Annotated in this window: 29 protein-coding genes, 3 tRNA genes and 1 pseudogene; 16 read left to right on the top strand and 17 right to left on the bottom strand. The window is 33.4% G+C overall.

The window, feature by feature from the left end:
- Positions 1-16: 16 nt before the first annotated feature.
- Positions 17-301 carry a hypothetical protein gene (locus DMB95_RS06810; protein WP_034903092.1) on the bottom strand — a complete coding sequence of 95 codons (285 nt, stop codon included), beginning with the start codon at positions 299-301 and terminating at the stop codon, positions 17-19.
- Positions 302-621: 320 nt separating this feature from the next.
- On the opposite strand from DMB95_RS06810, the gene DMB95_RS06805 reads away from it, so the two are divergent.
- The 6 genes from DMB95_RS06805 (at position 622) to DMB95_RS06780 (ending at position 3,855) form a co-directional block, all read left to right on the top strand.
- Positions 622-1,425, top strand: a complete 804-nt coding sequence (locus DMB95_RS06805) for a hypothetical protein (protein WP_142931438.1) — start codon at positions 622-624, stop codon at positions 1,423-1,425.
- A complete protein-coding gene (locus tag DMB95_RS06800; RefSeq protein ID WP_142931437.1) occupies positions 1,403-2,872 on the top strand; it encodes a UvrD-helicase domain-containing protein in 1,470 nt (489 codons plus the stop codon). Before DMB95_RS06805 ends, DMB95_RS06800 begins: the two co-directional genes overlap by 23 nt.
- Before the next feature lie 9 nt (positions 2,873-2,881).
- On the top strand, positions 2,882-3,118 hold the full coding sequence (locus DMB95_RS06795) for a helix-turn-helix domain-containing protein (protein WP_034903091.1): 237 nt from the start codon (positions 2,882-2,884) through the stop codon (positions 3,116-3,118).
- Positions 3,111-3,293 carry a helix-turn-helix domain-containing protein gene (locus DMB95_RS06790; protein ID WP_034903090.1) on the top strand — a complete coding sequence of 61 codons (183 nt, stop codon included), beginning with the start codon at positions 3,111-3,113 and terminating at the stop codon, positions 3,291-3,293. Before DMB95_RS06795 ends, DMB95_RS06790 begins: the two co-directional genes overlap by 8 nt.
- A 2-nt stretch (positions 3,294-3,295) precedes the next feature.
- On the top strand, positions 3,296-3,520 hold the full coding sequence (locus DMB95_RS06785) for a WGR domain-containing protein (RefSeq protein ID WP_142931436.1): 225 nt from the start codon (positions 3,296-3,298) through the stop codon (positions 3,518-3,520).
- A gap of 62 nt (positions 3,521-3,582) precedes the next feature.
- On the top strand, positions 3,583-3,855 hold the full coding sequence (locus tag DMB95_RS06780) for a hypothetical protein (protein WP_142931435.1): 273 nt from the start codon (positions 3,583-3,585) through the stop codon (positions 3,853-3,855).
- Positions 3,856-3,899: 44 nt separating this feature from the next.
- Here the strand turns inward: DMB95_RS06780 and DMB95_RS06775 are convergent, their stop codons facing one another.
- Together DMB95_RS06775 and DMB95_RS06770 are read right to left on the bottom strand one after the other, a co-directional pair.
- Positions 3,900-5,099, bottom strand: coding sequence for a tyrosine-type recombinase/integrase (locus DMB95_RS06775; protein ID WP_142931434.1), 1,200 nt, complete (start codon positions 5,097-5,099; stop codon positions 3,900-3,902).
- 235 nt (positions 5,100-5,334) lie between these two features.
- Positions 5,335-5,411, bottom strand: a tRNA-Met gene (locus DMB95_RS06770).
- Between the two features lie 96 nt (positions 5,412-5,507).
- Between DMB95_RS06770 and DMB95_RS06765 the strand changes: the two genes are divergently transcribed.
- Positions 5,508-5,595 (top strand) — tRNA-Ser (locus DMB95_RS06765).
- A 10-nt stretch (positions 5,596-5,605) separates the two neighbouring features.
- On the opposite strand, the gene DMB95_RS06760 is transcribed toward DMB95_RS06765, so the two are convergent.
- The 4 genes and pseudogenes from DMB95_RS06760 to DMB95_RS06745 form a co-directional block, all read right to left on the bottom strand.
- A complete protein-coding gene (locus tag DMB95_RS06760) occupies positions 5,606-6,058 on the bottom strand; it encodes an NINE protein (RefSeq protein ID WP_142931433.1) in 453 nt (150 codons plus the stop codon).
- 236 nt (positions 6,059-6,294) lie between these two features.
- A pseudogene (locus DMB95_RS09895) lies at positions 6,295-6,526 on the bottom strand (TM2 domain-containing protein); the annotation flags it as partial.
- A complete protein-coding gene (locus tag DMB95_RS06750) occupies positions 6,526-6,948 on the bottom strand; it encodes a hypothetical protein (RefSeq protein ID WP_142931432.1) in 423 nt (140 codons plus the stop codon). The gene DMB95_RS06750 and the pseudogene DMB95_RS09895, both read right to left, overlap by 1 nt.
- 118 nt (positions 6,949-7,066) lie before the next feature.
- Positions 7,067-7,141, bottom strand: a tRNA-Glu gene (locus tag DMB95_RS06745).
- Positions 7,142-7,306: 165 nt separating this feature from the next.
- On the opposite strand from DMB95_RS06745, the gene DMB95_RS06740 reads away from it, so the two are divergent.
- Complete coding sequence (locus DMB95_RS06740) at positions 7,307-7,870, top strand: manganese efflux pump MntP (RefSeq protein ID WP_137632528.1); 564 nt, start codon at positions 7,307-7,309, stop codon at positions 7,868-7,870.
- 83 nt (positions 7,871-7,953) lie between these two features.
- On the opposite strand, the gene DMB95_RS06735 is transcribed toward DMB95_RS06740, so the two are convergent.
- On the bottom strand, positions 7,954-8,712 hold the full coding sequence (locus DMB95_RS06735; protein ID WP_142931431.1) for an exodeoxyribonuclease III: 759 nt from the start codon (positions 8,710-8,712) through the stop codon (positions 7,954-7,956).
- Positions 8,713-8,863: 151 nt separating this feature from the next.
- Here DMB95_RS06735 and DMB95_RS06730 point away from each other — a divergent pair, with 151 nt between their 5' ends.
- Genes DMB95_RS06730 through pyrC form a run of 4 tightly spaced genes read left to right on the top strand, consistent with a single transcriptional unit; the run spans position 8,864 to position 12,062 of the window.
- Positions 8,864-10,414 carry a phosphoethanolamine transferase gene (locus DMB95_RS06730; protein WP_142931430.1) on the top strand — a complete coding sequence of 517 codons (1,551 nt, stop codon included), beginning with the start codon at positions 8,864-8,866 and terminating at the stop codon, positions 10,412-10,414.
- Positions 10,411-10,767 carry a diacylglycerol kinase gene (locus DMB95_RS06725; RefSeq protein WP_137632529.1) on the top strand — a complete coding sequence of 119 codons (357 nt, stop codon included), beginning with the start codon at positions 10,411-10,413 and terminating at the stop codon, positions 10,765-10,767. Before DMB95_RS06730 ends, DMB95_RS06725 begins: the two co-directional genes overlap by 4 nt.
- Positions 10,768-10,815: 48 nt before the next feature.
- The gene (locus tag DMB95_RS06720; protein WP_442861451.1) at positions 10,816-11,046 is read left to right on the top strand and encodes an ArsR family transcriptional regulator; all 231 of its coding nucleotides are present in this window, start codon (positions 10,816-10,818) and stop codon (positions 11,044-11,046) included.
- Positions 11,043-12,062 carry a dihydroorotase gene (gene pyrC / locus DMB95_RS06715; protein ID WP_142931429.1) on the top strand — a complete coding sequence of 340 codons (1,020 nt, stop codon included), beginning with the start codon at positions 11,043-11,045 and terminating at the stop codon, positions 12,060-12,062. Before DMB95_RS06720 ends, pyrC begins: the two co-directional genes overlap by 4 nt.
- On the opposite strand, the gene DMB95_RS06710 is transcribed toward pyrC, so the two are convergent.
- The gene (locus DMB95_RS06710) at positions 12,051-12,749 is read right to left on the bottom strand and encodes a class I SAM-dependent methyltransferase (protein ID WP_142931428.1); all 699 of its coding nucleotides are present in this window, start codon (positions 12,747-12,749) and stop codon (positions 12,051-12,053) included. The genes pyrC and DMB95_RS06710 overlap by 12 nt on opposite strands.
- Before the next feature lie 79 nt (positions 12,750-12,828).
- On the opposite strand from DMB95_RS06710, the gene DMB95_RS06705 reads away from it, so the two are divergent.
- Both DMB95_RS06705 and DMB95_RS06700 read left to right on the top strand, forming a co-directional pair.
- Positions 12,829-13,035, top strand: coding sequence for a TOBE domain-containing protein (locus DMB95_RS06705; protein ID WP_137632533.1), 207 nt, complete (start codon positions 12,829-12,831; stop codon positions 13,033-13,035).
- A gap of 46 nt (positions 13,036-13,081) precedes the next feature.
- The gene (locus DMB95_RS06700; protein ID WP_142931427.1) at positions 13,082-14,311 is read left to right on the top strand and encodes an HD domain-containing protein; all 1,230 of its coding nucleotides are present in this window, start codon (positions 13,082-13,084) and stop codon (positions 14,309-14,311) included.
- On the opposite strand, the gene DMB95_RS06695 is transcribed toward DMB95_RS06700, so the two are convergent.
- The gene (locus DMB95_RS06695) at positions 14,308-15,063 is read right to left on the bottom strand and encodes an SDR family NAD(P)-dependent oxidoreductase (RefSeq protein ID WP_142931426.1); all 756 of its coding nucleotides are present in this window, start codon (positions 15,061-15,063) and stop codon (positions 14,308-14,310) included. The two genes, DMB95_RS06700 and DMB95_RS06695, sit on opposite strands and share 4 nt — an antisense overlap.
- Before the next feature lie 102 nt (positions 15,064-15,165).
- Between DMB95_RS06695 and DMB95_RS09565 the strand changes: the two genes are divergently transcribed.
- Positions 15,166-15,534, top strand: coding sequence for a hypothetical protein (locus DMB95_RS09565; RefSeq protein WP_137632536.1), 369 nt, complete (start codon positions 15,166-15,168; stop codon positions 15,532-15,534).
- Positions 15,535-15,709: 175 nt separating this feature from the next.
- Here DMB95_RS09565 and DMB95_RS06690 read toward each other — a convergent pair whose 3' ends face one another.
- Complete coding sequence (locus DMB95_RS06690) at positions 15,710-15,982, bottom strand: hypothetical protein (RefSeq protein ID WP_142931425.1); 273 nt, start codon at positions 15,980-15,982, stop codon at positions 15,710-15,712.
- Between the two features lie 9 nt (positions 15,983-15,991).
- Positions 15,992-16,324 (bottom strand): outer membrane protein assembly factor BamE domain-containing protein, encoded by a 333-nt coding sequence (gene bamE, locus DMB95_RS06685; RefSeq protein ID WP_142931424.1) that lies wholly within the window; start codon positions 16,322-16,324, stop codon positions 15,992-15,994.
- Between the two features lie 142 nt (positions 16,325-16,466).
- On the opposite strand from bamE, the gene DMB95_RS06680 reads away from it, so the two are divergent.
- A complete protein-coding gene (locus tag DMB95_RS06680; protein WP_137632539.1) occupies positions 16,467-16,661 on the top strand; it encodes a hypothetical protein in 195 nt (64 codons plus the stop codon).
- A gap of 29 nt (positions 16,662-16,690) precedes the next feature.
- Here DMB95_RS06680 and DMB95_RS06675 read toward each other — a convergent pair whose 3' ends face one another.
- The 5 genes from DMB95_RS06675 to DMB95_RS06655 form a co-directional block, all read right to left on the bottom strand.
- Entirely contained in the window at positions 16,691-17,995 is a 1,305-nt protein-coding gene (locus tag DMB95_RS06675; RefSeq protein ID WP_137632540.1) for a Na+/H+ antiporter NhaC family protein, read from the bottom strand.
- Between the two features lie 276 nt (positions 17,996-18,271).
- On the bottom strand, positions 18,272-18,625 hold the full coding sequence (rplT, locus tag DMB95_RS06670) for a 50S ribosomal protein L20 (RefSeq protein WP_142931423.1): 354 nt from the start codon (positions 18,623-18,625) through the stop codon (positions 18,272-18,274).
- Between the two features lie 93 nt (positions 18,626-18,718).
- Entirely contained in the window at positions 18,719-18,910 is a 192-nt protein-coding gene (gene rpmI, locus DMB95_RS06665; protein ID WP_034905871.1) for a 50S ribosomal protein L35, read from the bottom strand.
- A 64-nt stretch (positions 18,911-18,974) separates the two neighbouring features.
- Positions 18,975-21,209, bottom strand: coding sequence for a penicillin-binding protein 1C (pbpC, locus tag DMB95_RS06660; RefSeq protein WP_238386968.1), 2,235 nt, complete (start codon positions 21,207-21,209; stop codon positions 18,975-18,977).
- Positions 21,196-26,532: an alpha-2-macroglobulin family protein gene (locus tag DMB95_RS06655; RefSeq protein WP_142931422.1), complete on the bottom strand. Its 5,337-nt coding sequence runs from the start codon at positions 26,530-26,532 to the stop codon at positions 21,196-21,198. Before DMB95_RS06655 ends, pbpC begins: the two co-directional genes overlap by 14 nt.
- Positions 26,533-26,564: the final 32 nt, after the last annotated feature.

The raw sequence follows: 26,564 nt of genomic DNA, 5'->3' as shown, positions 1-26,564 counted from the left end.
ATCCTCCTTTTTTCTTTTAAAACAAGCCTGAATTAAGTGCTTCGATAATAGAATTTCCTTGAGTTACCAAAACAGCAAAACCAAGCATTAAGAAAAATTGAAGTATAGAACCAGCAAAGGCTCTCCACACTCCAACACAAAAGAACAAAAGGGCTATAATTCTTGAAGCGTAAGTATCATCTAGCCAAGAACTTACCGTATCCCATAATCCTTTTGCACCAAGTCCATCAGTATTGCCCGCAAAGAGCGAAATTGCTCCAAAGGTAAATACAAACATTAAAAACAATAAAAGCTTTTTCATTTTTAACCTTAAATTTGGATTTGTAATTCTTAGCCAAATAAAAAGATTAAAAAACTAAAGAGCCTATAAGAGCCCTCAACGCTTTCTTTGCTGTAAAAACAGCACCCATTATTGATTAAATCAATCTTAAAATTATATCATAAAATATTATTATTAGGAATATTTTTTATAAAAAAATATAGTTATTTATGAATTTATTTGAATTAAAAAATAAGATATTTATTTATATAAATTCCCATAAAATAGATATATTAAAAGAAAGAAGCTAAAAAATTTAATAATTTATATGAATATTTTATTTATTATTATATAATACTATTATGAATAAAGAAAATTATGCAAATGAAACATTTTTTAATCACAAAATTCAAAATACTATTTGTAGCGTGCAAGAATTGAGATTACCTATTTTTGCACCTATAAAAAGAACAAGTCCGAGTTCTGCCATTTTTAAAGACTTCTTGGCAAATAAAAGGACAAGAAGTGTGCAAACAAAATGGGGCAAGGTGCAAATAAAAGGCTTTTTGCTCACTCAAGCTCATAAAGACCTCCTCGATTTGATTATATTTTGTGCAAAATATAAAAAAATTACTAATGATAATAGGCTTTTGGTTGAATTTAGCACCGCAAATGTGCTTAAGCATTATGGAGATAAGGGCTTTAATTACAAGTGGTTTAAATCTATGCTTGATGAGATAATGTCTGCAGTTATCCATCTTAAAACAAATGATGGTGTAGGCTATGCTTTTCACATTATTTCAGCAATGAAATACAATGATAAAGAAGAATTTTTAGGCATATTTCTTTCAAGTGAGTATTTGAAATTTTATAAAGATACTTTTGCCATAAACTATAACAAAGAAACTTTAAATATAGTCAATGTAGAAAATTCCACAATAAAAACAGCTATTCGTTTTTTCATTTCGCATAATGCCTTAAATCTAAGTTTTGACAATCTATTGCTTGCTATAGGTGTAAAAGCAAACAAAGGCGATAGGTATTATAGAGCTATCAAACAAGAATTTAATAAAAATATTCACTTGCTTGCGGAATTTAATATTGTATTTAAAAATGATACTTTTACTTATAAAGGAAATGATAATGTCAGTTTCTTCCTTAACTAAAGAACAAGATCATATTGTAAATTGCGAATTTGAGAACATACTTCTCATTAATGCTTATGCTGGAACAGGCAAAACTTCCACTTTAGTAAAATTTTGCGAACAAAGAGCTAAGTATAAAATTCTTTATTTATCCTACAATTCTGCGATGAGGGTGGAGGCTGAATCTAAATTTAAACATATTAAAAATGTAAGTGTAAAGACTATGCACTCTCTAGCTTATGAAAATACTAATAAATCCATCAAAGAAAGGCTTGGTTCTTTAAGAGCCTTAGATTTAAATCCTCTTTTAAATGATCGTGATGAAAAAGAAAAAAACTTTTATGCAAGCTCTTTGCTTTCTTTGCTTCGTAACTTTTGCAATACAAATTTTAATCTTGAAGATTTTATCAACGAAGTAAGTAAAAATTTAAAAGACTATGGACTTAACCCTCGTATGGATACAAGTTATATTTTAAGAAAGCTAAGGACTTTGTGGCTGGAAAAAATTCCAAATGATAAAAAACTACTTTATGAGCACGACTTTTACCTTAAAGATTTTCAGCTTAGCAAGCCTGTTTTAGATTATGATTTTATAGTTGTTGATGAGGCTCAAGATATTAATGGCTGTGTCATAGATATAGTTTTAAATCAAAAAGCTAAAAAAGTCTTTATAGGAGATACTTATCAAAGTATTTATAAATTTAGAGGAGCGTGTAATTCTTTAGAATTTCTATCTTCATACCCAAATGCAAAAGTGCTTTATCTTACGCAAAGCTTTCGTTGCCCTGAAAGCATAGCAAAAGAAGCCAATCGATACTTGCAACTCTTGGGAGCAAAAAAAGAATTTAAAGGCTCTTTTAAACCAGATAAGCGTAAAAAATTAAATGAACAAAAAGCAATTATTACTCGCACCAATGCCAAACTTTTTGACATAGCTGTGCAAAACCTAGATAAAAAACTTTTTTTAGTAGGTGGAGTAGAAAGCTACAATTTCAACGATCTACTTGATATTCAAAATTTGCTTTGTGGTAAAAAAGAACGCATTCAAAATGCTTTTATTGCTAGATTTAACAATGTTAAAGAACTTATAGCCTATTCTGATGAAAGCAAGGAGATTGACTTAAAGCAAAAGCTCCTTATTTGCTTTAAATATATGGGAGAAAATATTTTTGAGCTTATTAAAAAAATAAAAACAAGTGTAGTTAAGGACCCAACCAAAGCTCATTTAATTCTTAGCACAGGACATAAAAGCAAAGGACTTGAATGGGATATAGTGGAAATTATTGATGATTTTATCAATTTAAGAGAAATACTTGAAGAAAATTCAAATGCAGAGATAACCAAAGAAGAACTTAATCTTTTTTATGTTGCTCTAACAAGAAGTAAAGCTGAACTTATTGTAGACAGAGCTTATTTACTTGATGATAAGTTTTTAAAATATTGTAAAGATCGTATAACCATAACATAAGGAGGAATAATGAAAGAGTTTCTTATACTCGTAAAAGATGGCAAAAATATAAAAAAGCGTTATTACAGCATTAAAGAAAGTGCTGAATTTTTTGGTGTAAGTTATCCTACTATTAATAGATGGGTTAAAACAAAAGCTATAAAAGCTTCACGATTTGGCAGGGCTATTTACATAGAAGAAGATGAAATTATTAAACTTCAAAATGATTGTTTGCAAGGAAAAGTTATAGGAGAAAACAATGAGTGAAAGAATATATTGCAGAAGAGATGAAGCTGCTAAAATTCTGCAAGTAAGTTGTGCAACCATTATTAACTGGGTTAAACAGGGTTATATTAAGGAATATCGTATTCATAAAAGCACTAAAAGCCCTTTATATAACATCAAAGAAATAGAAGAAACTCTTAAAAATCCAAAGGCTTGAAGATGCAAACCACTATCTTTAGAGCCACTGATAAAGGTAATACAAGGTATTATCAAATGAGTATGGAACAAACCCTATTCAACACTTTTTTAGTAGAAAGGAAATATGGCAATGTTAATTACAAATCGCATACAGGACTAAAAATAGATTATTTCGATGAATTAGAACAAGCCCAAGCTTTTTATGATAAAATGCTGAAAAACAAAGCAAAAAAAGGATATAAATAATATATCTATTTTTGAGATATTGTTTATATCTTACATTTAACATATTTAAAAAAGGATATATAATGAAACACGATGAAGTTATAGATATACAAGGAAAAGTATTTACAGTAAGCAATGAAATATTTGCCAAAGAATATACACCTTATGCAAATGTAGATGATGTCTTTATGAATAAAAACACCAAAAACATATATACAGCTGAATTTTTTGGAGACAAGGTAAAGCTTGTGCTAGTAAGCCATAGCATAGCTATGGATAAGCTTATGAAAGACTTAATACCTTTTAGAAATAGGCTCATTGATGAACTTGGTTTTGATAAAAAGCTTAAATGGTAAAGCCTATTTATAAAGTATTCTGTAATTTAAATAATAAAACGATATTATACAAATTCTAATCCAAATTCTTTAAGCCTTGGATCAAGCTTGCATAAAAACCCTCCCCACCATTCAAAGAGTTTTTTTCTTTCTTCCAAATTTGAGGCGAAATTATAGCTTGCTCTAACTGAATTTTTATCAGCGTGAGCAAGACAAAGTTCTATAATATCGCTGCTTAAATTATGTTCATTTCTATGTTCGTGGCAAAGCGTGCTAAACATAGAACGAAAGCCGTGAGGTGTAAAATCTTCATTGCTATATCCCATACGCCTAAACATCATACGAATGGTATTATCACTCATAATTTCATTTTTATTATGTAAAGAAGCAAAAAGCTTGTCATTGAAACTTACTTGTCTATACCATTTCAGTATTTTAAGACAAGGAGGGCTAAGATGGACCAAGTGTTTTTTCTTCATTTTCATCTTTTCAGCAGGTATTTCCCAAATACCTTTATCCAAGTCTATATCGCTCCAAGTTGCACTTCTTATACTAAAACTTCTTTGAGCGGTAAATAAAGAAAGTAGGGTAGCAACCTTAGTGCTTATATTCGCTTCAGTATCTAAAATATCCCCTATAAGTTGTTTCACTTTATCTACTTCCACAATAGTTGCAAAATGCCTTACAGGAGCTTTATAGATGATATTTTTCTTGACGATGCTAGATATAGGATTATTTTCTATTAAATCTTTATTTATAGCATAGATAAAGATATTATTTAGATCATTGAATAATTTTTTAGCAACAGAAGCTTTTTTTGTAATTTTTAACCTTTCAAAAATATCTAAAATTTCGTTTTTGTTGATTTTATCAATTTGATAATCTAATATATCTTTACAATGGATATAAATCCTAGATTTAAGAGTTTGCAAGGTTTTTGGCGAAACATCGTTTTTTTGGATAAAGTATTTTTCACAAAGTTCTTTGAAATTTTCTTTTATAGAAGATTTTTCATTGATAGAATTGCGAGTAAGCAGATTATATTGAATTTTAGTTCTTTCCTCTCTTGCTTCCTTTAAAGACATTTTAGGGTATGTTCCTAATGTTATGCGTTTAAGTTTTCTTGTTTTTGGGTCTTTGTAATCAAATACAAAAGATTTTTTGCCACTTGGATATACAAGAACAAATAACTTTTCAAAATCAGCCACTAAATATTTTTTATCAAGCTTTGGTTCTAAAGCCTTTATCTCTTTATCACTTAGCAAGCAATACCCCCTCAAACATCTATAAAATAATTGTTTAATAAATATTTCTACTAACTTTTATCAAACTAACTTCAAAAGTTAGTAGAAAAGTTAGTAATTTTTTCTTTGCTTGGGATTTTATCCAAGTTATACTTTATATAAGCTTTAAATACTTTTAAAGTTCTATTCTATGGGAGTTTGGTTGATTTAAAATTTTACTTGGTTTGTATTGGTTTGTATTGGTTTTATGTATAAATGGTATCAAGGGGGAGACTTGAACTCCCGACCTCCGGCTTATGAGACCAGCGCTCTAACCAGCTGAGCTACCCTGACTCGAGTAAAAAACTAAGTTAAAATTATACATTATTTTGCTAAAATTTTGCTGATTTTAAACAAGAATTTTATATAATCAAGTTCTTTTTTAAACATAGATAGGTGTCCGAGCGGTTGAAGGAGCACGCCTGGAACGCGTGTAAAGTGCAAGCTTTCGAGGGTTCAAATCCCTTCCTATCTGCCATTTGTTTTTATTAAGATTTTAAAATATGTATTGCTTCCATGATTTTTATAAAATTATCCTTTTTAATCCCAAAATACACCATAAAAAGATCAACAAACCACCAAATCAAGCTTGCTAAAAAAGCTAAACCTAAACAAACAAGCAAGGTAATAGCCTGTTCTTCATCCCTAAAACTAGATGTAGCTAAGATCACAATACCTGAGACAAACAACACAACACAAAGCACAAATAAGATGATTTTGAGCACACCTAAAATCATATCACCTTTATAAAAGCGATCAAAGCCAAAAATTCCCATGAAAAATCCAAATAACAAACCAACAACGGGATTTTTAAAACTTATACACATTAAAGACTGCATTTCTTCATCACTAAGCTCTTCAATATTTTGCTTGAGTAAAGGTATATTTGCTCCATCGATTTTATCTACTATATCCATAAGAAAAAAATTTTTAGTATCCATTGTGTTAAATCCTTATCCTAAAACGGCGTAAATTTTTCGCAAATTGTCTTTTTTTATACCAAAAAACACGCAAAATATATCCACAACATACCAAATAAGAGCCACAATAAAAGCAAGCATAACAAAAATAGAAACAACAACTAAAACCGTATCTGCAACTCCTGGATTAACATAGTAAGAACCACCCTTTGTGAAAATACCTAATGAAAAAATTCCTAAATACGCCCCAAAAATAACCGCAAGTTTTGCGATACCCAAACCTATATTGCCTTTATAAAAGCGATCAATGCCAAAAATTCCCATACATAAAGAAAGCAGCAAACCTATGATAGGATTTTTAAGATTTAAAAGAAGCAAAGCTTGATATTTGTCATCATCTGCTTTTTCAAGGCTTTCTTTAAAAGCAAAAATCGCATCATTTGGAATTTTATCTTTCATATTTAAAAGTATAAGTTCTGCATTTTTCATCATTGTTTCCTTTGTAAAACTTCAAAAATTTTTCTTAGATTGTCTTTTTTTACGCCCTTATATACCAAAAAAATATCACTTACCACCCAGATAAAAGCGATGATTGCTAGCACACAAAGTATGATAAAAACTCCTGTTTGAAGCTGATCTGCTTTATCGATATAAAAGTTAAAAGTCGCGTATATGACGCAAACAAAGATGAGCTTAAACACACCTAAAGCCACATCGCCTTTATAAATTCGATCAACCCCAGGAACGATAACGCTAAAAATCAAAGCTAAAATAGGGTTTTTATAACTTATCAACAACAAAGCATCAAACTGAGAATCTTCCGCCTCATCAAGACTTTGCTTAAATGCTGCATATGAATCACTTGGAACCTTTTCTTTGAGTTGTAAAAACAAAGTATCGGCATTTTTCATCGCTTAAACCTTAAAGATAAAATAAAACTTGCATTATAGCAAAGAATGCTTAAAAAATAAAACAAATCATAGTAAAAAGCACTTAAATTTACAAAAGTTTGATAGAAAAAAAGGAGGGTGGTGACCCATACGAGACTCGAACTCGTGTTACCGCCGTGAAAGGGCGATGTCCTAACCGCTAGACGAATGGGCCAAATATAGCTTTAAATTTAAAAGTGAGATTATAGCAATTAAGGACTTAAAAATTGCTGAATTATCGTTTTTAACTTTTTAATTTTTAATTTAGTTTGCTTTTGTTATAGTTTTACAATTAAAGACTAAAATTGTAATAATTAATAATTAAGGAACTTTTATCAAAATGGATATTTTAAGCCTCGTTTTTCTCGCCTGTGCTTTATCAATGGACGCCTTTGCTGTAGCTTTGTGTAAGGGTTTTAGCGTAAATGAGCTTAAAATAAAGCATTTTTTGATCGTAGGGCTTTATTTTGGCGGTTTTCAAGCTTTAATGCCTTTGATTGGGTATTTTTTAGGCTCTGCTTTAAGCTCATTCATTGATGATTATGATCATTGGATCGCTTTTATTTTGTTGAGTTTGATCGGCTTAAAGATGATTAAAGAGAGTAGACAAAAAGATAGCTGTGATGCAAACAGCGATCAATTTGGCTTTCAAACTATGTTTTTGCTTGCTATGGCGACAAGTATCGATGCTTTAGCTGTTGGGGTGAGTTTTGCTTTTTTGCATATTGAAATTTTTAGCTCGGTGCTAATCATCGGCGTGATTACTTTCATCTTTTCAGCGCTTGCTCTTAAAATCGGTAAAAAATTTGGCACGAAATTTAAAGAAAAAGCTGAATTTATCGGTGGTGTGGTGCTGATTTGCATAGGAGCTAAAATCCTTTTACAGCACCTTTTAGAAAGCTAAGTTATCATCTTTAATCTTACTTTTTAAAGTCTTAAACAAAACAAATTACAGCAAAAAGCCACAACAAATACTCAAAAGCAATCTTAAATATCAAGTTCTATACCAACAGGAGCGTGATCTGAGCCAAATATATCATCTCGTATAAAGGCATTTTTAAGCTTATTTTCAAGGCTTTTTGAGATGAAAAAATAATCAATCCTCCAGCCCACATTCCTATCTCTTGCCTTCATTCTATAGCTCCACCATGAGTATTTTTCTTTAATATCGCCATTTACTGCCCTAAAAGTATCAATAAAACCAAGCGCAAGCAAATCATCTATCCAAGCCCTTTCTATAGGCAAAAAGCCAGAAGTTTTTGCATTTGCTTTTGGGTGGGTTAGATCAATTTCTTTATGCGCTGTATTTACATCGCCACAAATGATAATGTCCTTTTTTTCAACCAGCAAATCTTTAAGATACGCTAAAAAATCCGCATAAAATTTCATCTTAAAATCAAGCCTAATTTCATCTTTTTGTCCATTTGGAAAATAGATATTAAAAAGCACCACATTGCCAAAGCGGTGTTCTAGCACGCGTCCTTCCTCATCATCGCAAAACTGGCATTTACTTGTTTGTGCCTCAAAATTATACAAGCTCATCACCCCAGAATACCCAGCCCTTTTGGCTGAATTTGAGGCGATATGTTTAAAATCAAGCTCATAAATTTGCTTTGGGAATTTATCCTCATGGGCTTTGATCTCTTGAAAGCCTACAAAGTCAAAACTCTCTTTTTCTAACCAAGCTAAAGCGTTTTTATCACAAATGGCACGCAAGCCATTGACATTCCAAGAAAGCAGTTTCATCTTATACCTTTTCATTTTAAAAAGGCTAATCATAGCATATTTTAATAACAATTTTGTCAAGATTTTGGTGTTTGAAAACTTGCTTTTTGATTAACACTGATTTCACACTTTTATCTTATAATACGCCTTTTATTTTTTAAAGGAAGCTTTGATGAAACGTTTTGAAATTTCTTGGTTAAACTTTGTTTTGCTGAATGCTCTTTTCATCACTTTGATGAATTTTCATCTTTTTGATTTTATTTATTCGAATTTAGATGAAGATGCGAGCTTGTGGCTTAAAATTTCTTTTGTGCTGATTTATTTTTCACTTTTGGTGATGATTTTTGGTTTATTATTTTTGCCTTTTTTAACGCAGTTTTTTGCGATTGTTTTTGTACTCGTAACTTGCGTGAGTGCTTATTTTATGCACTTTTATGGGGTTGTTATTGATAAAGATATGATACAAAATGCTCTTAATACCGATCAAAGAGAGCTTAAAGAGCTTTTTAATTTTACTTTTTTATTTTGGACCGTGTTTTTAGGGCTTGTGCCAAGTTTGTTGATCTTAAAGTGTAAAATTCGCTGGGGGGGGGGGCTTAGACATATAGCGATTAAATTCACCAGCATTTTCATCGCTTTAATTATCGTGCTTGCTTGTTTTTTACCGCAAAGTAAAACTCTTATCCCATTTTTCCGCAACTACAATCAAACAAGAGTATATAATGCCCCTGTTTTTCAAATTTATTCTTTCGTGCGATATGTCAAACAAAAAGTCGTGAAAAAGCCTGAACTTAAAATCATCTCCCAAGATGCCAAACTCAGTGAAAATATAAAAAGAAAACTACTCGTTTTTGTCATCGGCGAAACAGCAAGAGCAGCAAATTTCCGCTTTAAAAACAAAGATCATATCAACGACACCACCGCTTATACTTCAAATTTAGGGGCAGTGTATTTTACTGAGGTAAGCTCTTGTGGCACTTCTACAGCTGTGAGTGTGCCTTGTATGTTTTCAGTTTCAACGCGAAAGGAGTATTCAAGCTCTGAATTTCAAGAAAATGCCCTTGATATCTTGCAAAAAGTAGGGGTAAAAGTAAGTATTTTAGGCAATAATTCAGGAGGTTGTCAAGGAATTTGCAAAAGAATAGCTCATTCAAAATACCTTGACGCTGAATTTGATGGGGCTTTGCTTGAGGGTTTTAAAAAAGAACTTTTCAGTGAAGATGAGTATGAGATCATCGTGCTTCATTTGCAAGGCTCACATGGACCAACTTATTATAAACGTTATCCAAGCGAGTTTAGACGTTTTGAGCCAACTTGTGATACAAATGAGCTTCAAGAGTGCAGTAGTGAGGCTATTATCAACACTTATGATAATACCTTGCTTTACACAGACTTTTTGCTTTCTAAGATCATAACTTTACTTCAAAAAGAAGATCAAGAAAGCTCGCTGATCTATGTTTCAGATCATGGAGAAAGCTTAGGTGAGAATGGAATTTATCTGCACGCCATGCCGTATGCTTTTGCGCCACTTGAGCAAACAGAAATTCCACTCATCTTTTACTCAAACGATACAACGCTTATGCAAACAGCAAAGGCACATAGCAACTACGAACTTTCGCATGATTATATTTTTAGCACTTTGCTTGGGTATTTTAAAGTGCAAAGCAAGTTTTATAATCCAAATTATGATATACTAAGTTTGCAAGTTAAGGAGGGATTATGAAACCAAAATACAGCTTTTTTTCAAACGCAAGCTACGCTCTAGCGGGGCTTTTGGCGATGATAAAAAACGAAAGAGCCTTTCAAATCGAGCTTGTTATCATTATCCCAGCCCTTATCATCAGCCTTTTTTTGCCTGTAAGCTTTGAAATTCATCTTTTTTTAATCGCTGTTTTATTTTTTATACTTATCGCAGAATGCGTAAATTCAAGCATAGAAGCTTGTGTTGATCTCATTACGCAAGAATGGCACGAAAAAGCAAAAATCGCCAAAGATTGTGCTTCAGCGGCTGTTTTTTTAAGTGTGTGCCTTGCTGTTGGCGTTTGGGCTTTTGTGCTTTTTACTTTGCTTTTTTAGCTTTAAATTTAAGCAAGTTATGCTACAATCTTGCTTATGAACGAAAGAATGCAAAATTTGTGTGCTGTGTTACTTGGACGCAAACGTTTTGAAATCATAAAAATTTTGTGCCAAAGAGCTGATGAGAACGGCTTTGTTTTTTGTAAGATAGATGAGCTTTCAAAAGAGCTTAATATCTCAAAGCCTACTATCATCAGCACTTTTGGGTTTTTAGAAGAAAAAAAGCTTTTCAAACGCCTTAAAAACGGCTTTTATCAGCTTAGATTGGATAGATTATGAAACTTACAAATCCCCTTGATATGCACCTACATTTTAGAGATGAAGCTATGCTTGAGTTTGTCGCACCATTTTCTGCGAAGGAATTTAAGGCTGGGGTTATCATGCCAAATTTAGTGCCACCACTAACTGAACCAAGTGCTTTAAAAGCTTATAAACAAAGGGTTTTAAACGCGTGTAAGCAAGAAGACTTTACGCCTTTAATGACACTTTTTTATAAAGGATATGATAAGGCGTTTTTACAAAGCCTAAGAGATGAAATTTTTGCTATCAAGCTATATCCAGCCGGCATTACGACAAATTCAGATGGTGGAGTGAGTGCGTTTGATATAGATGAGCTTAAACCTACGCTTGAGGCGATGAGTGAGCTTGAAATTCCTTTGCTTGTGCATGGCGAGACGAATGATTTTGTGATGGATAGAGAGGCTAGGTTTGCACCAATTTATGAAAAACTCGCTCTTCATTTTCCAAAGCTTAAGATTGTTATGGAGCATATCACGACAAAAGTGCTTTGCGAGCTTGTTCAAAGCTTTGATAATCTATACGCTACCATTACCCTGCACCACCTTTTGCTTACGCTTGATGATGTTATAGGGGGCAAAATGCAACCGCATCTTTTTTGTAAGCCTATAGCCAAAAGAGAAGTAGATAAAGAAGCTTTATGTAAGCTTGCTTTTTCTGGTTTTGAAAAGGTAATGTTTGGAAGTGATTCAGCACCTCACCCTCAACATGAAAAAGAATGCTGTGGCTGTGCGGCTGGGGTTTTCTCAGCTCCTGTGATTATAAGTGTTTTAGCAGAGCTTTTCACAAAGCATTCAAATTTAAATAATTTGCAAAAATTTATCTCAGATAATGCCTGCAAGGCTCATAAACTAAGCTTTAAAAAAGATAAGATCATCACATTAGAACAAAAGCAATGGCAAGTGCCAAGTGTGTATGCAAGCAAGGATAAAAGTCTTAAAATCGTGCCTTTTATGGCAGGGCAGACTTTGCAGTATCAAGCCAAATTAGAAGATTAAAAGTTTGAATTTTGAACGTATAGTTTCATCTATGTTTTGTGTGCCTATGAGTTTTTCAAGCCCTGCTGGATCAATGCCACTCATCTTTAAATGCCAACTTGCATTTTCTAAGGCTTCTTGAGGGCTTCTTTTTACCCTTTTTGTTTCGCTAAAAACTTGTTTATAAAAAGGAATTTGGTGCTGCTTTAAAAAGCTTTCTAAGTCCTTTTTTCTTGGCTTTTTATTGTCGTGCTTAAAGGCTTTAAACACAAAGGCTAAAAAATCACTCTTTCTGTTTCCTATAAAGTTAAGATACACTCTTTTAGGAGCAAGTTTGAGAAATTTTTGCATCAAAGCTTCATCTTCAAGGGCGCTTGACATAGAAAGAAAAGCAAGATCATAGCTTTGCTTAGGCACAAAGTCTTTAAAACTTGAGTGAATATATGTGATATTGTGAAATTTAAGCTTTAACGCGTCATCTTGTAAAATTTCAAGCATATTTTTTGAGCTATCAAGCGCGTCAAGGTGCTTTGCTTTGCCTGCTAAATGTAAGCTCCAAACACCTGTGCCACAACCTATATCGATAATATGTTTATTGTTTAAGTCTATGTTAAGTTTGCTTAAAGCTTCAAAGCTTTTCTTTTGTAAATGATTTAGTTTTGGCGTGTAGCGAGCGTAGTGTTTAGCTTTTATGTCCCATAAATTCATATTTTTTCCTAAAAAAAATTTCATTTTTGTTTAAAAGATGATACAATAAATTTTTAAATTATATTTTAAAGGACAAACAATGAAAATCAGTGCAAGAAATCAACTCAAAGGCAAAATCACAGAGATTGAAAAGGGTTCAGTTAATGCCATCGTAAAAATTGACATTGGCGGAGGCAATATCATCAGTGCAACCATTTCTTTAGACTCTGTTAAAGAGCTTGATTTAGCCGTTGGCAAAGAAGCTACAGCGATTATAAAAGCGACTTCTGTTATGGTAGGCGTATAAATTTACATATTTTTTAAGATAAAGCAAAAAAAGGCAAAGTAAAAAAATGATAGATATTAAACTTATAGAACATATCTTCAAAGCCGCTTCAATCAGTCGTTGGAATGATTATCCTAGAATGGCAAATTTGGTTGAACTTGATAAACAAGCTCATAAATTTATCATCGCATATTTTATCGCCAAAATGGAAAAAAATGTCGATATGAGACGCATTATAGAGGCTGGAATTTTTGAGTTTTTAAGTCGCGTGGTTGTTACTGATATACGTCCTGATGTGTATCGTGAGATCGTCAAACAAAAAAAAGATGAGGTTAATGCTTGGGTTTTAAGCAAGCTTGAGCCCATGATAGAAGGGCTTGAAGGAGGTGAGTTTTTAAAACGTTTTGAGCATTATTTGCACTCAGATGAGTATGAAAAAGAAAGGCTTATCTTAAAGGCGGCTTCTTATTTTGCCACAAGGTGGGAATTTAATATCATCTATCAAACAAGTCAATTTTTAAGTGATATAGAAGAGATTAAAAGTAAGGTTGAGGAAGAACTTGAGGATTATTATGAGCTCATAGGTGCAAGGAAAATCGCCTTAAATCAAAAAATCGCTAAAATCATCGATCTAAGTGGCAGACTCCGTTTTCAAAAGCGTTGGGCGCAAACGCCTCGCATACCTGAAACTGCGGTGCTTGGGCATATGCTTGTGGTGGCAATTTTGAGCTATTTTTACTCACTTGAGATTAAAGCTTGTGATACAAGGCTTGAGTATAATTTTTATTGTGCTTTATTTCATGATTTACCAGAAAGCTTGACAAGAGACATTATAAGCCCTGTAAAATACGGCATAGAAGGACTTCACACCCTCATAGCTGAATACGAGATGAAGCTTATTGATGAGCGAATTTTACCCTTTGTACCAAGTGAGTTTAGGGCTGAGTTTGCTTATATTTTAGGTATTCGCAAAGATGAAAATGGCGTGTTTATTAAAAATGAATTTGAAAATAGAAGCTTTAAAAACAATCAAGTTGGCGTGTGTAGTGGCAGCTTAGATTCACTTAATAGCAATGAATATAAAGCCATTGATGGTAAGGCTTTAAAATATTGTGATAAATTAGCTGCTTTTATTGAAGCTGGGCTTTCTATCAGTTATGGAGTAAAGTCAAAAGAGCTTGAAAGTGGTTTTTGGGGTATGTATGATTTCTTTAAGGATTATAGCTCTATAAATGGGGTGAATTTTTTTAAAATTTGTGAAGCTTTGATCGAGGATTTTAAGCTTACTCGTCCTTAAAGCTTGGCTCTTTTTTGTAAAAAACGCACAAAATAACGCTTGATAAAAAAAGGCAAAAACCCATAAATTCTTGCAACTAAAGCGATATGAAAAGGAAAAATAAATTTTTTCTTTTTCGCTTTTATAGCGTTTAAAATTTCAAGCGAGGCAGTGTCCGCATCCATCATCTTTAGCTTTAAATGCTTGGTTAAATTCGTCTTAATAAAACCCGGACAAATGCAAGTAAAACAAATTTCAGGATGAGCTAAGCTTAAAGCCTCGCAAAGTGCTGAAACAAAATGCTTTGACGCACTATAAGTAGGAGCATTTGGCAGGGCTAAAAGTGAAGCTATGGAAGAAACTAAGACGATTTGTCCTTTGAATTTGCCCTTGAATTCTTGCTTTTGCATAGCATTTATGGCATAAAAGATAAGATTTGTAATGCCTAGGACATTGGTTTTAGCAATTTGAATTTGTTTTTGCTCGCTCTCATCATCACCGCTACTTATGCCAGCATTTAAAATAAGTAAATCCAAAGGCTCTTTAAAAAGCTCCTCACACCAAGCTTTGCACGCTTTTTCATCGCACACATCAAAGGTATAAATAAAGGCTTTGCTGTTAAATTCTTGAGCCTTAGTTTGCACCTTTTTAAGCCTTGTTTCATCTCTTGCGTTTAAAAAAAGTGTGGTTTGTTCTTGTGCTAAAAGCAGGGCAAGTTCTTTGCCTATACCAGAGCTTGCTCCTGTGATCGCAGCATTTGTGTAGCTTTGCATGATGATTTCCTTTTTAAAATCATATCTTAACTTAAAAAAGCTTGAATTTGTTTTAAGCTTTGTGTTATAATCACATTTTATTTTAGCTTTTTAAGGAAAAAAATGAAAAAGATTTTCAACTCTTTAGCCCTTAGCGTTTTGGCTTTAAATGCCTTTGATTTTAGCTCTTTAAGTAAAGAAGATATTAGCACCGGCATAGAAATAGGCAAAAATGTATATGAAAAACAAGCTCAAAAAGAAAAAAACAATAAAGAAGAATACAAAGAAGAGCTTAAAAATATGGGTGCAAATGCCTTTAAATCCTACCAAGAAGGCAAGAGCGTAAGTGAAATTTATGAAGAACAAAAGCAAGACTTAAAAACAAAAACAAGTGAAGGTATCAGCAAGAAGCAAGAAGAAATTAAAACCGAAGTGAAAAAAGAAGCCGCCAAACAAGCCGTGAAAAAGGTGCTTAATTCTTTTAATAAATAGCTTTTAGAATTTTCTCATCAATTTTTATATATTCTTTTTATACAATTTTAAAATTTAACTGCAAAAGTCTATAAAACAGCTTTTGCAGTTATTAGGTTTTATTCTTCGTTGCGTGTAAGAAACATAAGAAGTAAAAAACCAAGTATCCCAAGGGGCAGAGCAAGCATAAATAATATCATTTTATCAATATTTTGATACCAAAAAGAAGCAAAATAAAAGTTCCAGTTGCCCACAAATACAAATTTCCAAAAAACAAATCTCTTAAATTATCCCAAACACAAACTGCAAAGGGATAAAATATAAAATTGATGATTATAAGGCTAATGGTAGGTGCGTCTTTCATTGGGGCGTAGTAAAAAAGCACCGCAGCTATAAGCGCTGCAAAGACATAGTTTTTGAAAAAATATGCAAAACTTAAATTCCGTAAAGTCCTTTTAATTGCATTCATATTTTTACCTTAGTTGCCAAGTAGGGGATTTTTATTTCCGAAGTTAGAACTTTTGTATTTTTTCTTAAGCCTGCCTTGCTTGTCAAATTCAAAAATAGTGCTTTCATCGACATTGCCACCAAATGGATTTGCGCTAATTTTACTAAAGTCATAATACCAAATTTCGCCTCCGTTGAGATTTTGTTTGCGTTGAGGGTAGCCTACTATGGTTTCAACATCTGTTTGAGTGCTTTTATTAACCTGAAGCTTTTCAAGCTGAGCTTGTGAAATTTCAGTGCCTTGAGTATAAGCACAAGCGGTTATAAAAAGACTTGCGATAAAAACAAAAAATATTTTTATCATGATTTCTCCTTTAAGATAAATTTAACTATAGGCATTATACGACATATTTTCTTATATTTATATAAATTTATGAAATATTGTCGCAATTTGAAATAAAGAAAAAGCTTATTACAATGATAAAAATATTTTTAGGAAAAAAGCTTTGAGATACACCCAACAAGATAAAGCAAGGATTTTAAGGCTTACGACTCGAACTTTGCAACGCTGGAAAAGCACAAAGCCTGAACTTTATGCCCTTATAGAAGCTGGTTTTAAGATGAGAGAGAGAATGAATGAAGACGAGTTGTTTAATGAAGAGATTAAAACCTTGATTAAAAATATAGACAAATCAACTTAATTTTATAAGATGATTTGCCCTATTAAAACTCATAAAAACAAAGTGATAATCGAGCCAATGACGAGCAAAGAGCCATTAAAACAGATAAAAGTTGGTATGCATACATCTTTGATGTGATCAGCTTGTGTGTCTGCTTTTAAGCCTACACTTACGCCAAGTGTAGTTTCACTTGCAGGAGAGCCTGCATCGCCTAAGGCTCCAGCTATGCCGATGATAAAGATAATGGCAGCATAAGAAAAGCCAAGTTCTAAGCAAAGTGGGCAAAACAGCGTTGCGATGATAGGGATAGTGCCAAAGGAAGTGCCTATACCCATAGTGATGAGAAGTCCTATGAGTAGCATTAAGATGATAGCGATAAGTTTGTATTCACGCATAAAAGGCAGGACAAACTCAACAAGGGTATTGATACTTCCACTTTGTTTTAAAACTTCAGCAAAGCCAGCTGCTACAAGCATTACAAAGGCGACATAACCCATGATCTTTAAGCCCTCATCAAAGACAAAATCTACTTTTTTATACTCCACCCCACCTAGAATAATCATCAAAATAAAACTTATAAGCCCACTTAAAGGCAAATTTTGAGTATAAATTTGACATGCAAGCATAAAGATAAGCCCTATAAATACGCCCCATTCTTTGCGCTGCATTTTAAGATTATCAAGATCTAGTTTTTGAATTTGTGCTTCTTTATACTCTCTTGGTTTAGCATAAAACACACAAACGCCCAAAATCAAGCCCACAAGCATACAAATAGCTCCAAGATACATAGTATTGCTTACCATTTCAAGGCTGACAAAGACATTATTTTGATTTAAATTCTCACGAAGCAAATCTTGAAAGATCAGCCCAAAGCCCAAAGGAAGCACCATATAAGGTGTGGTTAGCCCAAAGGTTAAAGCACACGCTACTGCTCTTCTGTCAATCTTTAGCTTATTAAATACCACAAGCAAAGGCGGTATAAGTATAGGGATAAAGGCTATATGTATAGGCACGAGGTTTTGAGAAAAACAAGCAATAAGGGCTATTGAAAAGATCAAAAGGTATTTTTTGTGCGAGATGAAACGAGAGACAAAATGCACCAAAAAAGCTGTTAAATTCGTGCGAGAAATTGCCGCTGCTATAGCACCTAAGAGTATATAACTTAAAGCGGTTTTAAGGTTGCCTTGCATACCAAGTGTAAGAATTTGCATACTATCTTGCAAGCTAAAGCCACTTAAAAGCCCAGCTACAAGCGCACAGATAAGTATGCTTAAAAGCACATTAAAACGAAACAAACATAAAACACACATCAACACAACGCTGATGAGAATGGGATTGCTAAGAAGTGAAAGCATAAATCAAGCCTTTTTGATAAGATAAAGCCTTTGTTTGAAAAACATTTTGCAATTATAGCTTTTTTATTTTGAGTTTGGGTTTAAAAACTTGATGAATTTGAAAAAAGCAATGCTTTGCAAAAAGAGCAAAAACCGAGGCTATTAAAAAGCTGAAGGCTAAGAATCAAATAAATTGATAAAATTTATATATAAATTTAAAAAATGGTAATTTTTAAAACAAAAAGATTTAAAAGAAAAAAGAGAATCAAGCTTTATTGTAAAGCTTGATTTGTAGTTTTATAAAGCTTTTTTGACTTCTTCAGCGATTTTTGCAAAAGCTGTGCTATCATTCATCGCAAGATCAGCAAGGATTTTTCTATCAAGTTCAATGCCAGCTTTTTTAAGTCCATTCATAAAACGAGAATAGCTTAAGCCATTGAGTCTGCATGCTGCATTGATACGGATAATCCAAAGTTTTCTAAATTCACGCTTTTTGCGGCGTCTATCTCTGTAAGCATAGACTAAACTTCTTTCAAGTTGTTCTTTTGCCTTTCTAAAATGTTTGCGACGTCCGCTGTAAAAACCTCTTGCGAGTTTGAGGATTTTTTTATGTCTTCTGCGTCTTACGACACCTGTTTTTACTCTTGCCATTTTTATTTCCTTTCATAAAGTGGCGTCTTTGTGATAAGAACTTGTCCTTGTTTCATAAAAGCAAGGAGAGTTTGAATGACTTTTGTCAAAAACTTAAATTCCAAGCATTTTTTCAACCGCTTTGACATTGGTTGCATGCACATATTTTACGCCGCGAAGATCACGCATTCTTTTAGCTGGCTTTTTAGTCAAAATATGGCTTCTAAAAGCAGAGCCTCTTTTGATCTTGTTTTTGCCGACTTTGAAGCGTTTCACTGCACTTTTGACGCTTTTCATCTTTGGCATTGTGTTTCCTTTGTTAAAATAAAGGTTAGGATTATAACTTAAAAAAGCTTTTTTTTCGCTGAATTTACTCGACTTCAAAGCTCACGCTATCGCTTTGTCCGCTTGCACTCATCACAAAAAGTTCATGCTTGCCCTGAGTAAAATCAAGGCTTAAACTCTTTGTTTTTCCTTCAAAAATAAGCTTTTGATCAAGATACAAAAATAATTTTTCATCATTTAAATTCGCAAATTTAACGATGATGGAGTTTTTTTGGTTTAAATCCTTAGTGCGTATAAGCTTTAAATTTGAGTTTGGATAAAGGATTTTTACACTTTTTTCTTGTTTGAGTTTGACTTGATTATCATGTAAAAAAGCAAGGGCGTTTAAGGGCAGATCAAGCTTTATCCTTTCTTTTGCAAATTTAAAATTTTCATCTAAAGAGTGTAATTCTTTACCCTCATACTCAAAAACTCTTTTTAAAAAAGGTGAAGTGCGTAAAATCTTAGCTTCTCTTGGAAAAAGTGTGTTTGAAGCTTGTGTTTTTAAATTCTCATCATAACGATACCCTGTTAAAGCATCGATTTTAAGGCTAAAAAGATCACTTGGAGGTGTAAATTCTAAGCTCAAGTCATCAAGTTCGCCTAAAAGCTCAAAAAGTAAATCCCCAGCTATACTTACGCCGTAAAGATTAGCATTTGCTTCTCCGTTAAAATTTCCCACCCAAACACCAAGCGTGTATTTAGGCGTAGCTGCCATAGCCCAAGCGTCTTTCCTGCCATAACTTGTGCCTGTTTTATAAGAAATGATTTTTTCGCTTTTATTGTATTCTTCTAAGCCTACTCTTTTTAAGTCTTTAAGGCTTTGTAGGGTAAGATAAGCTGAACCTTGAGTGAAAATTTGTCTTTCATTTGTGTTGTTTGAGTTTGGGTAAAAAGCAAGCTCTTTGAGTTTGCCATAATTTGCTAAAGCCAAATACAGCTTCATCATATCTTCAAGGCTAAACTCTTTGGTGCCTAGTATGAGGCTTAGTCCGTATTTTTTATAGTCTTCATCGCTAAAATTTAAAAAGCTTTTAAGCTGATAGAAAAACTTTTCATAGCCGTATTCTTTTAAAAGCTGGACAAAAGGGACATTTAAGGATTTGCTTAAGGCAAAATCAGCTCTGATTAAGCCATAATAGTTTTTGCTTGCATTTTGCGGAGCAAAGCTTGAAAAAAAAGTTGGCACATCAAGCACTAAAGAGTTTGGCGCGATAAGTCCTTCATCTATGCTTAAAGCATATAAAAAAGGCTTTAAAACAGATCCTACGCTACGTTTAGCACTTGCACCATTGACTTGTCCTAAAGCAGCTTCATCATAAAAATCCTGAGAACCTACATAAGCTAGCGTTTCATAGCTTTTTGTATCAGCAAGGATAATCGCAAGATTATTAATGCCTTTTTGCTTGAGTTTAAGGCTAAATTCTTTTGCCTTTGCTTCAAATTTGATTTGCAAATGCTTATCTATGCTTGATTTTACTTGTTTGTGCGTATCATCAAGGAGTTTTATGGCTAGATGAGGGGCAAGGTTGCTTCTTGGTTTAAAGCTTGGTAAAGGCTCGCTTAGTGCAAGTTTGAGTGTATTTTCATCAAAATAATGCTTTGCATACAGCCTGTGTAAAAGAGCATCTCTTTTAAGGCGGAGCTTGTTTTTGTTTTTTTCAAGATTAATCAAACCCGGTGCGTTTGGTAAAACAGCTAAAAGCGCAGCTTCGCTCCAAGTTAAATAAGCTGGATCTTTATCAAAATAAAACAAAATTGCTGAGTAAAAACCAACAAGATTGCCTCCATAAGGAGCATTGTTAAGATAAAGCTTAAGAATTTCATCTTTACTGAGGCTTTGTTCTAGGCTTAAAGCCTTTATCATTTCATTAAATTTATGCCAAAAAGTGCGTTCATTTTGCTCTAAAAGCTTGATAACTTGCATAGAAATGGTGCTTGCACCGCTTTTTTTCTCACCTAAAAAATTGCTTTTCAAAGCCCTTAAAATCGCAAGAAAATCCACCCCAGAATGTGAATAAAAATTCTTGTCCTCATACAGCAAAACAGCTACTTCAAGCTTTTTTGGTATGGTATTAGCTTTTAAATGCCATTGTTCTTCTTTGTTGATAAAGGTGCTTAAAATTGCGTCATTTCTATCATACAAAACCTTGCTATATCTTGCTTCAAATTCTTTTTGAAGTTCTTTTTCATCAAAGCTAAAAAACACAAAAAGCACATAAACAAAAATACCACAAAAAGCCAAAAGCAAAAGCTTAAGGCTAAATTTAGCGTGAAACAATGACTTTTTTACCTTCACTTAAGCTTTGATAAGTGTTATCATACATTGCTTCTGCAAAGGCGCCACTTAAAGTAAATTCGCCCGGTGTTACTGCGGTGAGCTTGATGAAAAAGCTTTTTGTTTCATCATTAGATAGATCAAAAAACCACATAATCTTATCATCTCTTATATCGATAAAATCAAGTTTTGAGTTGTCGGCAAATCGTGGAATTTTTGTATCTAAAAGCGTATTTGCTACTTCCCAACCACTAGGAAGCACTTGGGTAAGAGCTAAGTTTTGCACTGAAGCAGCGTTATTTAGGCTCACATCAAGTCTCATATAAAAGTTTTGTGAGCTTTGAAGCTTGCTTTCATCGATAGGTTCGCCTTTTTCGTTATAAAAACTTCGTGAAATATTGATCTTATTTGTAAAAGGCTTGCTAAGCTCAAGCTTAATGCCCTCAACACCAAAATGCCCATATATAGCGTTTTTGGCATTTAGCACCGCTTTACCTTCGCTAAACTCAACGCTTTGTTTGCTTTCATTGAGTTGCAAAGTTTTGTTTTGAGCGTTACTTAAAAGCTCGAGTGTGCCTTGAAGTTGTCCTGCTTTATCATCTTTTTTATTTAAATTTGCACCTTTAGCTAAAGCATAGAGCATATAGCCTGCATTTTGGGTGTTTAGATAAGTATTTGTGCCTAAAATTTCGCTAAGTTCTTTAAATAAAGGCTCATTGATTTTATTATAGATATCTATATAAGAAGCAAGGATAATCGCCTTATCTCTTAGATCAGAGCCATAACTTTGTCGGTAAAACTCCTCGCTTGAATTTGGCATAAAAGAAGCATTTGCCACAAGTTTTAAAGCAATATCTTCAAGTCCAGCAAGCTTATAAGCCGCACCAAGTTGCCAAAGAGCAGTGTTGCTTAGCCTATCTTTGTGCTCATACACGGCATTCATCGCAGCGATATTTGGCTCTTGCACTAAGGCTAAAAGATATAAAGAATTCACAAGTATGGCACTATCTGTGTTGTAAAGATTGTTGTCTATATAATCTTTTTGGTATTCAAGCCATGCATTATACACACTATCACTGACATAAAAACCATTATTTTTAGCCAAAATCATAAATAAGCCTGCATAGTTGCTTCCCCAAGCGTTTGCTTCTTTGCCACCCTGCCAATACGCAAAGCCACCATTAGCCGTTTGAAAACGCATGTAGCGAGTAAGAGCGGCGTTTATGTTGTCAATCACTTTTTGCTTATTAATCTTTACGCCAAGTTCATCTAAATAAAGCTGAGGTAAAACAGCTGAAGTAGTTTGCTCAATGCAACCATAAGGATAAGCAATGAGGTATTTTAAGCGGTGATTTAAATTTAAAATCGGCGTTGAGCTTAACTCTAAAACAGCTTGCGTGCTTCCTTTGATATAGCTTTGATCGATATGGAATTCTTTTTTTTCATTTGGCTTGATGATGAAATTTTCGCCCTCATACGTGTAAGCATTGATAGCTTTAACATCAATTTGTGTTGTATTTTTAAAGTTATAATCCTTGCTCTTAAGCTCAAGTTCAAGCTCTTCAAGTCCTAATTTATCATCATTTACCGCGATATTAAAGATGATATTTTTAACTTTTTCATCGCCATTAAACGCAATTTGCACTTCTTCTTTATCAAGGCTAAGAAGTTTGTTTTTGCTTTTAAGGCTCAAGCTTGCGTTTGTAACGCTTTCTTCGTTTTTAAATACCTGAGCTAAAAACTCAAATTTATCATTTATTCTTAAGCTTCTTGGAAAGGTTTCAAGCACACTTACAGGCGCACTGACGATGATTTCTTTTTCCACGCTACCAAAAGCCTCGCCATTGCTTGCTATAAGCATTACACGCACTGCACCCATATATGCTGGCATTTGAAATTTTAGCTTTGCATAGCCTTTTTTATCACTTTGTATAGGGGCTTGATACAGCACTACAGCTTTAAATCTCTCTGCTTGTTCATCAGCCTTGTTTTTGTTTGCTCTTTTGGCTTTGTTAAAGCTAGCTTCTAAGTCTCCTCCAGTGCTTAGCACCTTTGAAACCTTGCCAAGTGTTTTAGCAATGATTTGTTCGTAAGTATCAAAGACTTTGAGTTTAAAGCCGGTTTTTGCATAAAAATATCCCCAAATATCTGGTGTTTCAAAATCACTCAAGCTTAAAAGCCCCTCATCAACTATAGCCAAAGTATAAGTAAAGGCTTTTTTGTCTTTACTTTGGATTTCAAGCTCAAATTCGCTTTGCGGTAGAATTTTATCAGGAGCTTTTAAATCAAGCTCAAGCTTGGTAGCTTTATCCTCCACAAGCACAGGCACAACCCCAAAAAGCCTCAAGGCTCTATCATTTTGCCATGTATTATAATCTTGCAGCAAAGAAACACTTACATAGACATTTGGTGCGTATTCTTTACTTAAATCCAGCTCAAATTTCGTGCTTGTGCCTTGAGGCTCTAGGCTAAATTGTTTGATGATGCCTTTGTTATTACTTATCGTAACAAAAGCTTTTGAATTTTTTGTGCTTTCAAATTCGATTATAGCTTTTTCACCAACTTGGTATTTGTCCTTATCGCTTTTTATTTTAAGGCTTGAGACTATATCAGCGTTATTTACAGCTCCCCAAGAACTCACATAAAAACGCTCGCCGGTGCTTACACCGCTTTCATTATCAACTAGCTCAACAAACATTTCGCCATAATAATCCTTGCTATCAAAGCTAAAACTTACCGGTTTATCAGAGCTTGTAATCTCGCCTTGTGCGATGATTTGGGTGTTTTTGTCTTTTTTGATAGAGCGTAAAAATTCGCTGTAATTATCATAGTCAAACCACCATGAAGAGCTGTTTTTATAAATTTTATAAGTGATTTTTTTACCTTTAAGTGTGTTGAAATTTAAATCACTTGCAATGACGCTAAAGCTGATCTTATCACCGCTATTGATATAGTAGTTTTCAAGCTCTTTAATACCAATGAAGTATTTATACTTTTCAAGCTTCATTGTAGAAAGGGCTTTTGTGCTTCTACCACCTGCTTCAAAGACTTCGCTTGTAAGCAGGGCTTTAAAATTTGTTCCTTGAGTGTTGAGTATAGTTTCGCCAAGCGTAATGCTTGAGCTAAGTTTTCCATTTTCATCAAGCACACCATCATCATTTTTTGAATATTCGCTGATGTAAAGGCTAGGATTTTGAAAGATATAATTTGTAAATTTTGGATTTTTGTAATTATCTTTGATGACATTTAAAGTTGTTTGTGTTTTAAGCTTAGCTGCAGGAGCGCCAAAGAGGTATTTTGCTTCTATGTTATACTCAAGCTCTGAATTTTTATTTATATCAAGGCTTTCTTCGTTTTGAAGCTGCACGGCTATGCGGTTTGGAGCTAGGGTTTGCACTAATATTTTATGTGAAAAAGTTTGTGAAGCAATGTCAAATTTAAGCTCATAAATCCCAGTAGCTGCGTCTTTTGCAAGCTTTAGCTCTTGATAAAACATACCATTTGAGCTTGGATTTAGCGTGATATTGCTTAGCAAAGTGCTTGATTGTGGATCTTTAAAGCTTTTTAAAATGATGGGGTGGTTTATCATCGCTTTTTTATTTCTTGCGACGATGTTTAAATGCACATTATCGCCGGGTCTATACACGCCCCTATCTGTGTATATAAAAGCTTCTATCAAACCTGCTTCTTGTGCGCCGCTCACATCAAAGCCATCAGTTGAAAGTGGATTTGATAGCCTTAAAATGCCAGCTTCCTCGCCCTTGCTTGCGATGATGAAAAGCACATCTTGTTCTTTTGCATCAAGCACAGCTTGTCCTTGCACATCGCTTATAGCACTTGCGATGACTTGATTTTTGCGGTTGATAGCTTCTATTTTTACGCCATTTAAAGCGTTTAAATTCGTGTAGTTATTTACACGCACAAAAATTTGATCATTTATCGCTTCAGCCATAATACCAAGATCAGAAAAAACAAGATTTTTACTCACTATAGCTCTTCGGTAAAAAAAGCGATCTTTCTCCCAATCCTCATAGCCTTCATCTTCAAAAAAGCTTGGAAACATAAGATCATCTTCTGTAAAACCCAGCTCAACGATAAAGGCTCCTTTTAGGTTTTTAAGTCCATCAAGCTTGATTTCATTTTGCACCCAAGTATTTGCCTGCGCGTCAAGTTTAAATTCTTTTTCAAGCACCAAATCACTTGTATATCTAGTATCATCTTCTATATCGCTTGAGTCAGGACTTAAGCCTTTTTTACCAGTGAAGTTTTTGTATCTTAAGTATTCGTGCAAGGTATTAGCATAAATTTGATACACTTTGAGCCTTGCTTTGTTGATATTTAAGCTTTTAAAGGCGATCTTTTTATCAGCAAGACTTGGTAAAAAAATACCATCACTTGAAAAGCTAATCGCAGGGGCTTGGTAGCCAAAAGAGATATTTAAACTTGTGCTTTCTTCAAGTTTTGTGTTTTTATTTGAGCTAAGATTTGAAGAAAGGGTGAGTTTGTATTCATTTTGTGGTAAAAATGCAGCATTTATTTTAAGTTTGTTACCTATGGCAAAGGCTTTAAAATCGATCTTTGGTTCTATGCTGATAAGATCATTAAAATTTTGCTTTTCATTTAGGGCTTGGGAAAACTCAAGCTCGATCTCATCGTTACTACTTTTGCTATTGATGAATGCAAATTTGTTTTTTGATGGGCTATTAAAATGAAGATCTATATCTTCTTTTAAGCCAAGTTTATCAGCCCTTATGTGAAGTGTGAATTTCAAAGATTTATCACTGAGCTTAAAAGCTTCACTTTGTAAGCTTATAAGTCCTTGATTGACATTTTGCAAGAAAAAATCGATCATTTTTCCATCTTGAGTAAGACTCATACTTTGGGCTAAGATGCTTTGATTTAAGTCTTCAAACGAGCTTTTTAACTCTATAAAAAGCGAACTTTTATCTTCGTCTTTGCTAATGAATTGTGAATTTTCAAGACTTAAGTTCATATAATCTGTTTTAAACTCAAGCTTTACAGGGATATTTGCGATATTAAATTCAATCTTATAGTTTTTATTCGCTTCGAGATTTGGGTATAAAAGAAGTGTTTGGCTTGAGTCAAATCTAATAGCGATCTTACTTTCTTTGCCATTGATTTTTGCATCAATGCTGTTTTGGCTTAAAATTTCTTGATCTAAACTTGTATTCATAAAGCTTACAAAAACATGTTCATAGGCTTTTATCACACCGCTTGTTTGAGCTCTTATAAACTCAGGAGAATTCTCCTTACAAGCTATAAAGATAAACATTAGCAAAAATGGTAAAATAAGCTTTTTAAACATAGTTTTTCCTTGAAAAATTTTCTCATATCATA

It is taken from the genome of Campylobacter sp. MIT 12-8780, from assembly GCF_006864535.1.
In the GTDB taxonomy this organism is placed as follows: Bacteria; Campylobacterota; Campylobacteria; order Campylobacterales; family Campylobacteraceae; genus Campylobacter_D.
This window is presented reverse-complemented; position numbering and strand designations above follow the sequence as displayed.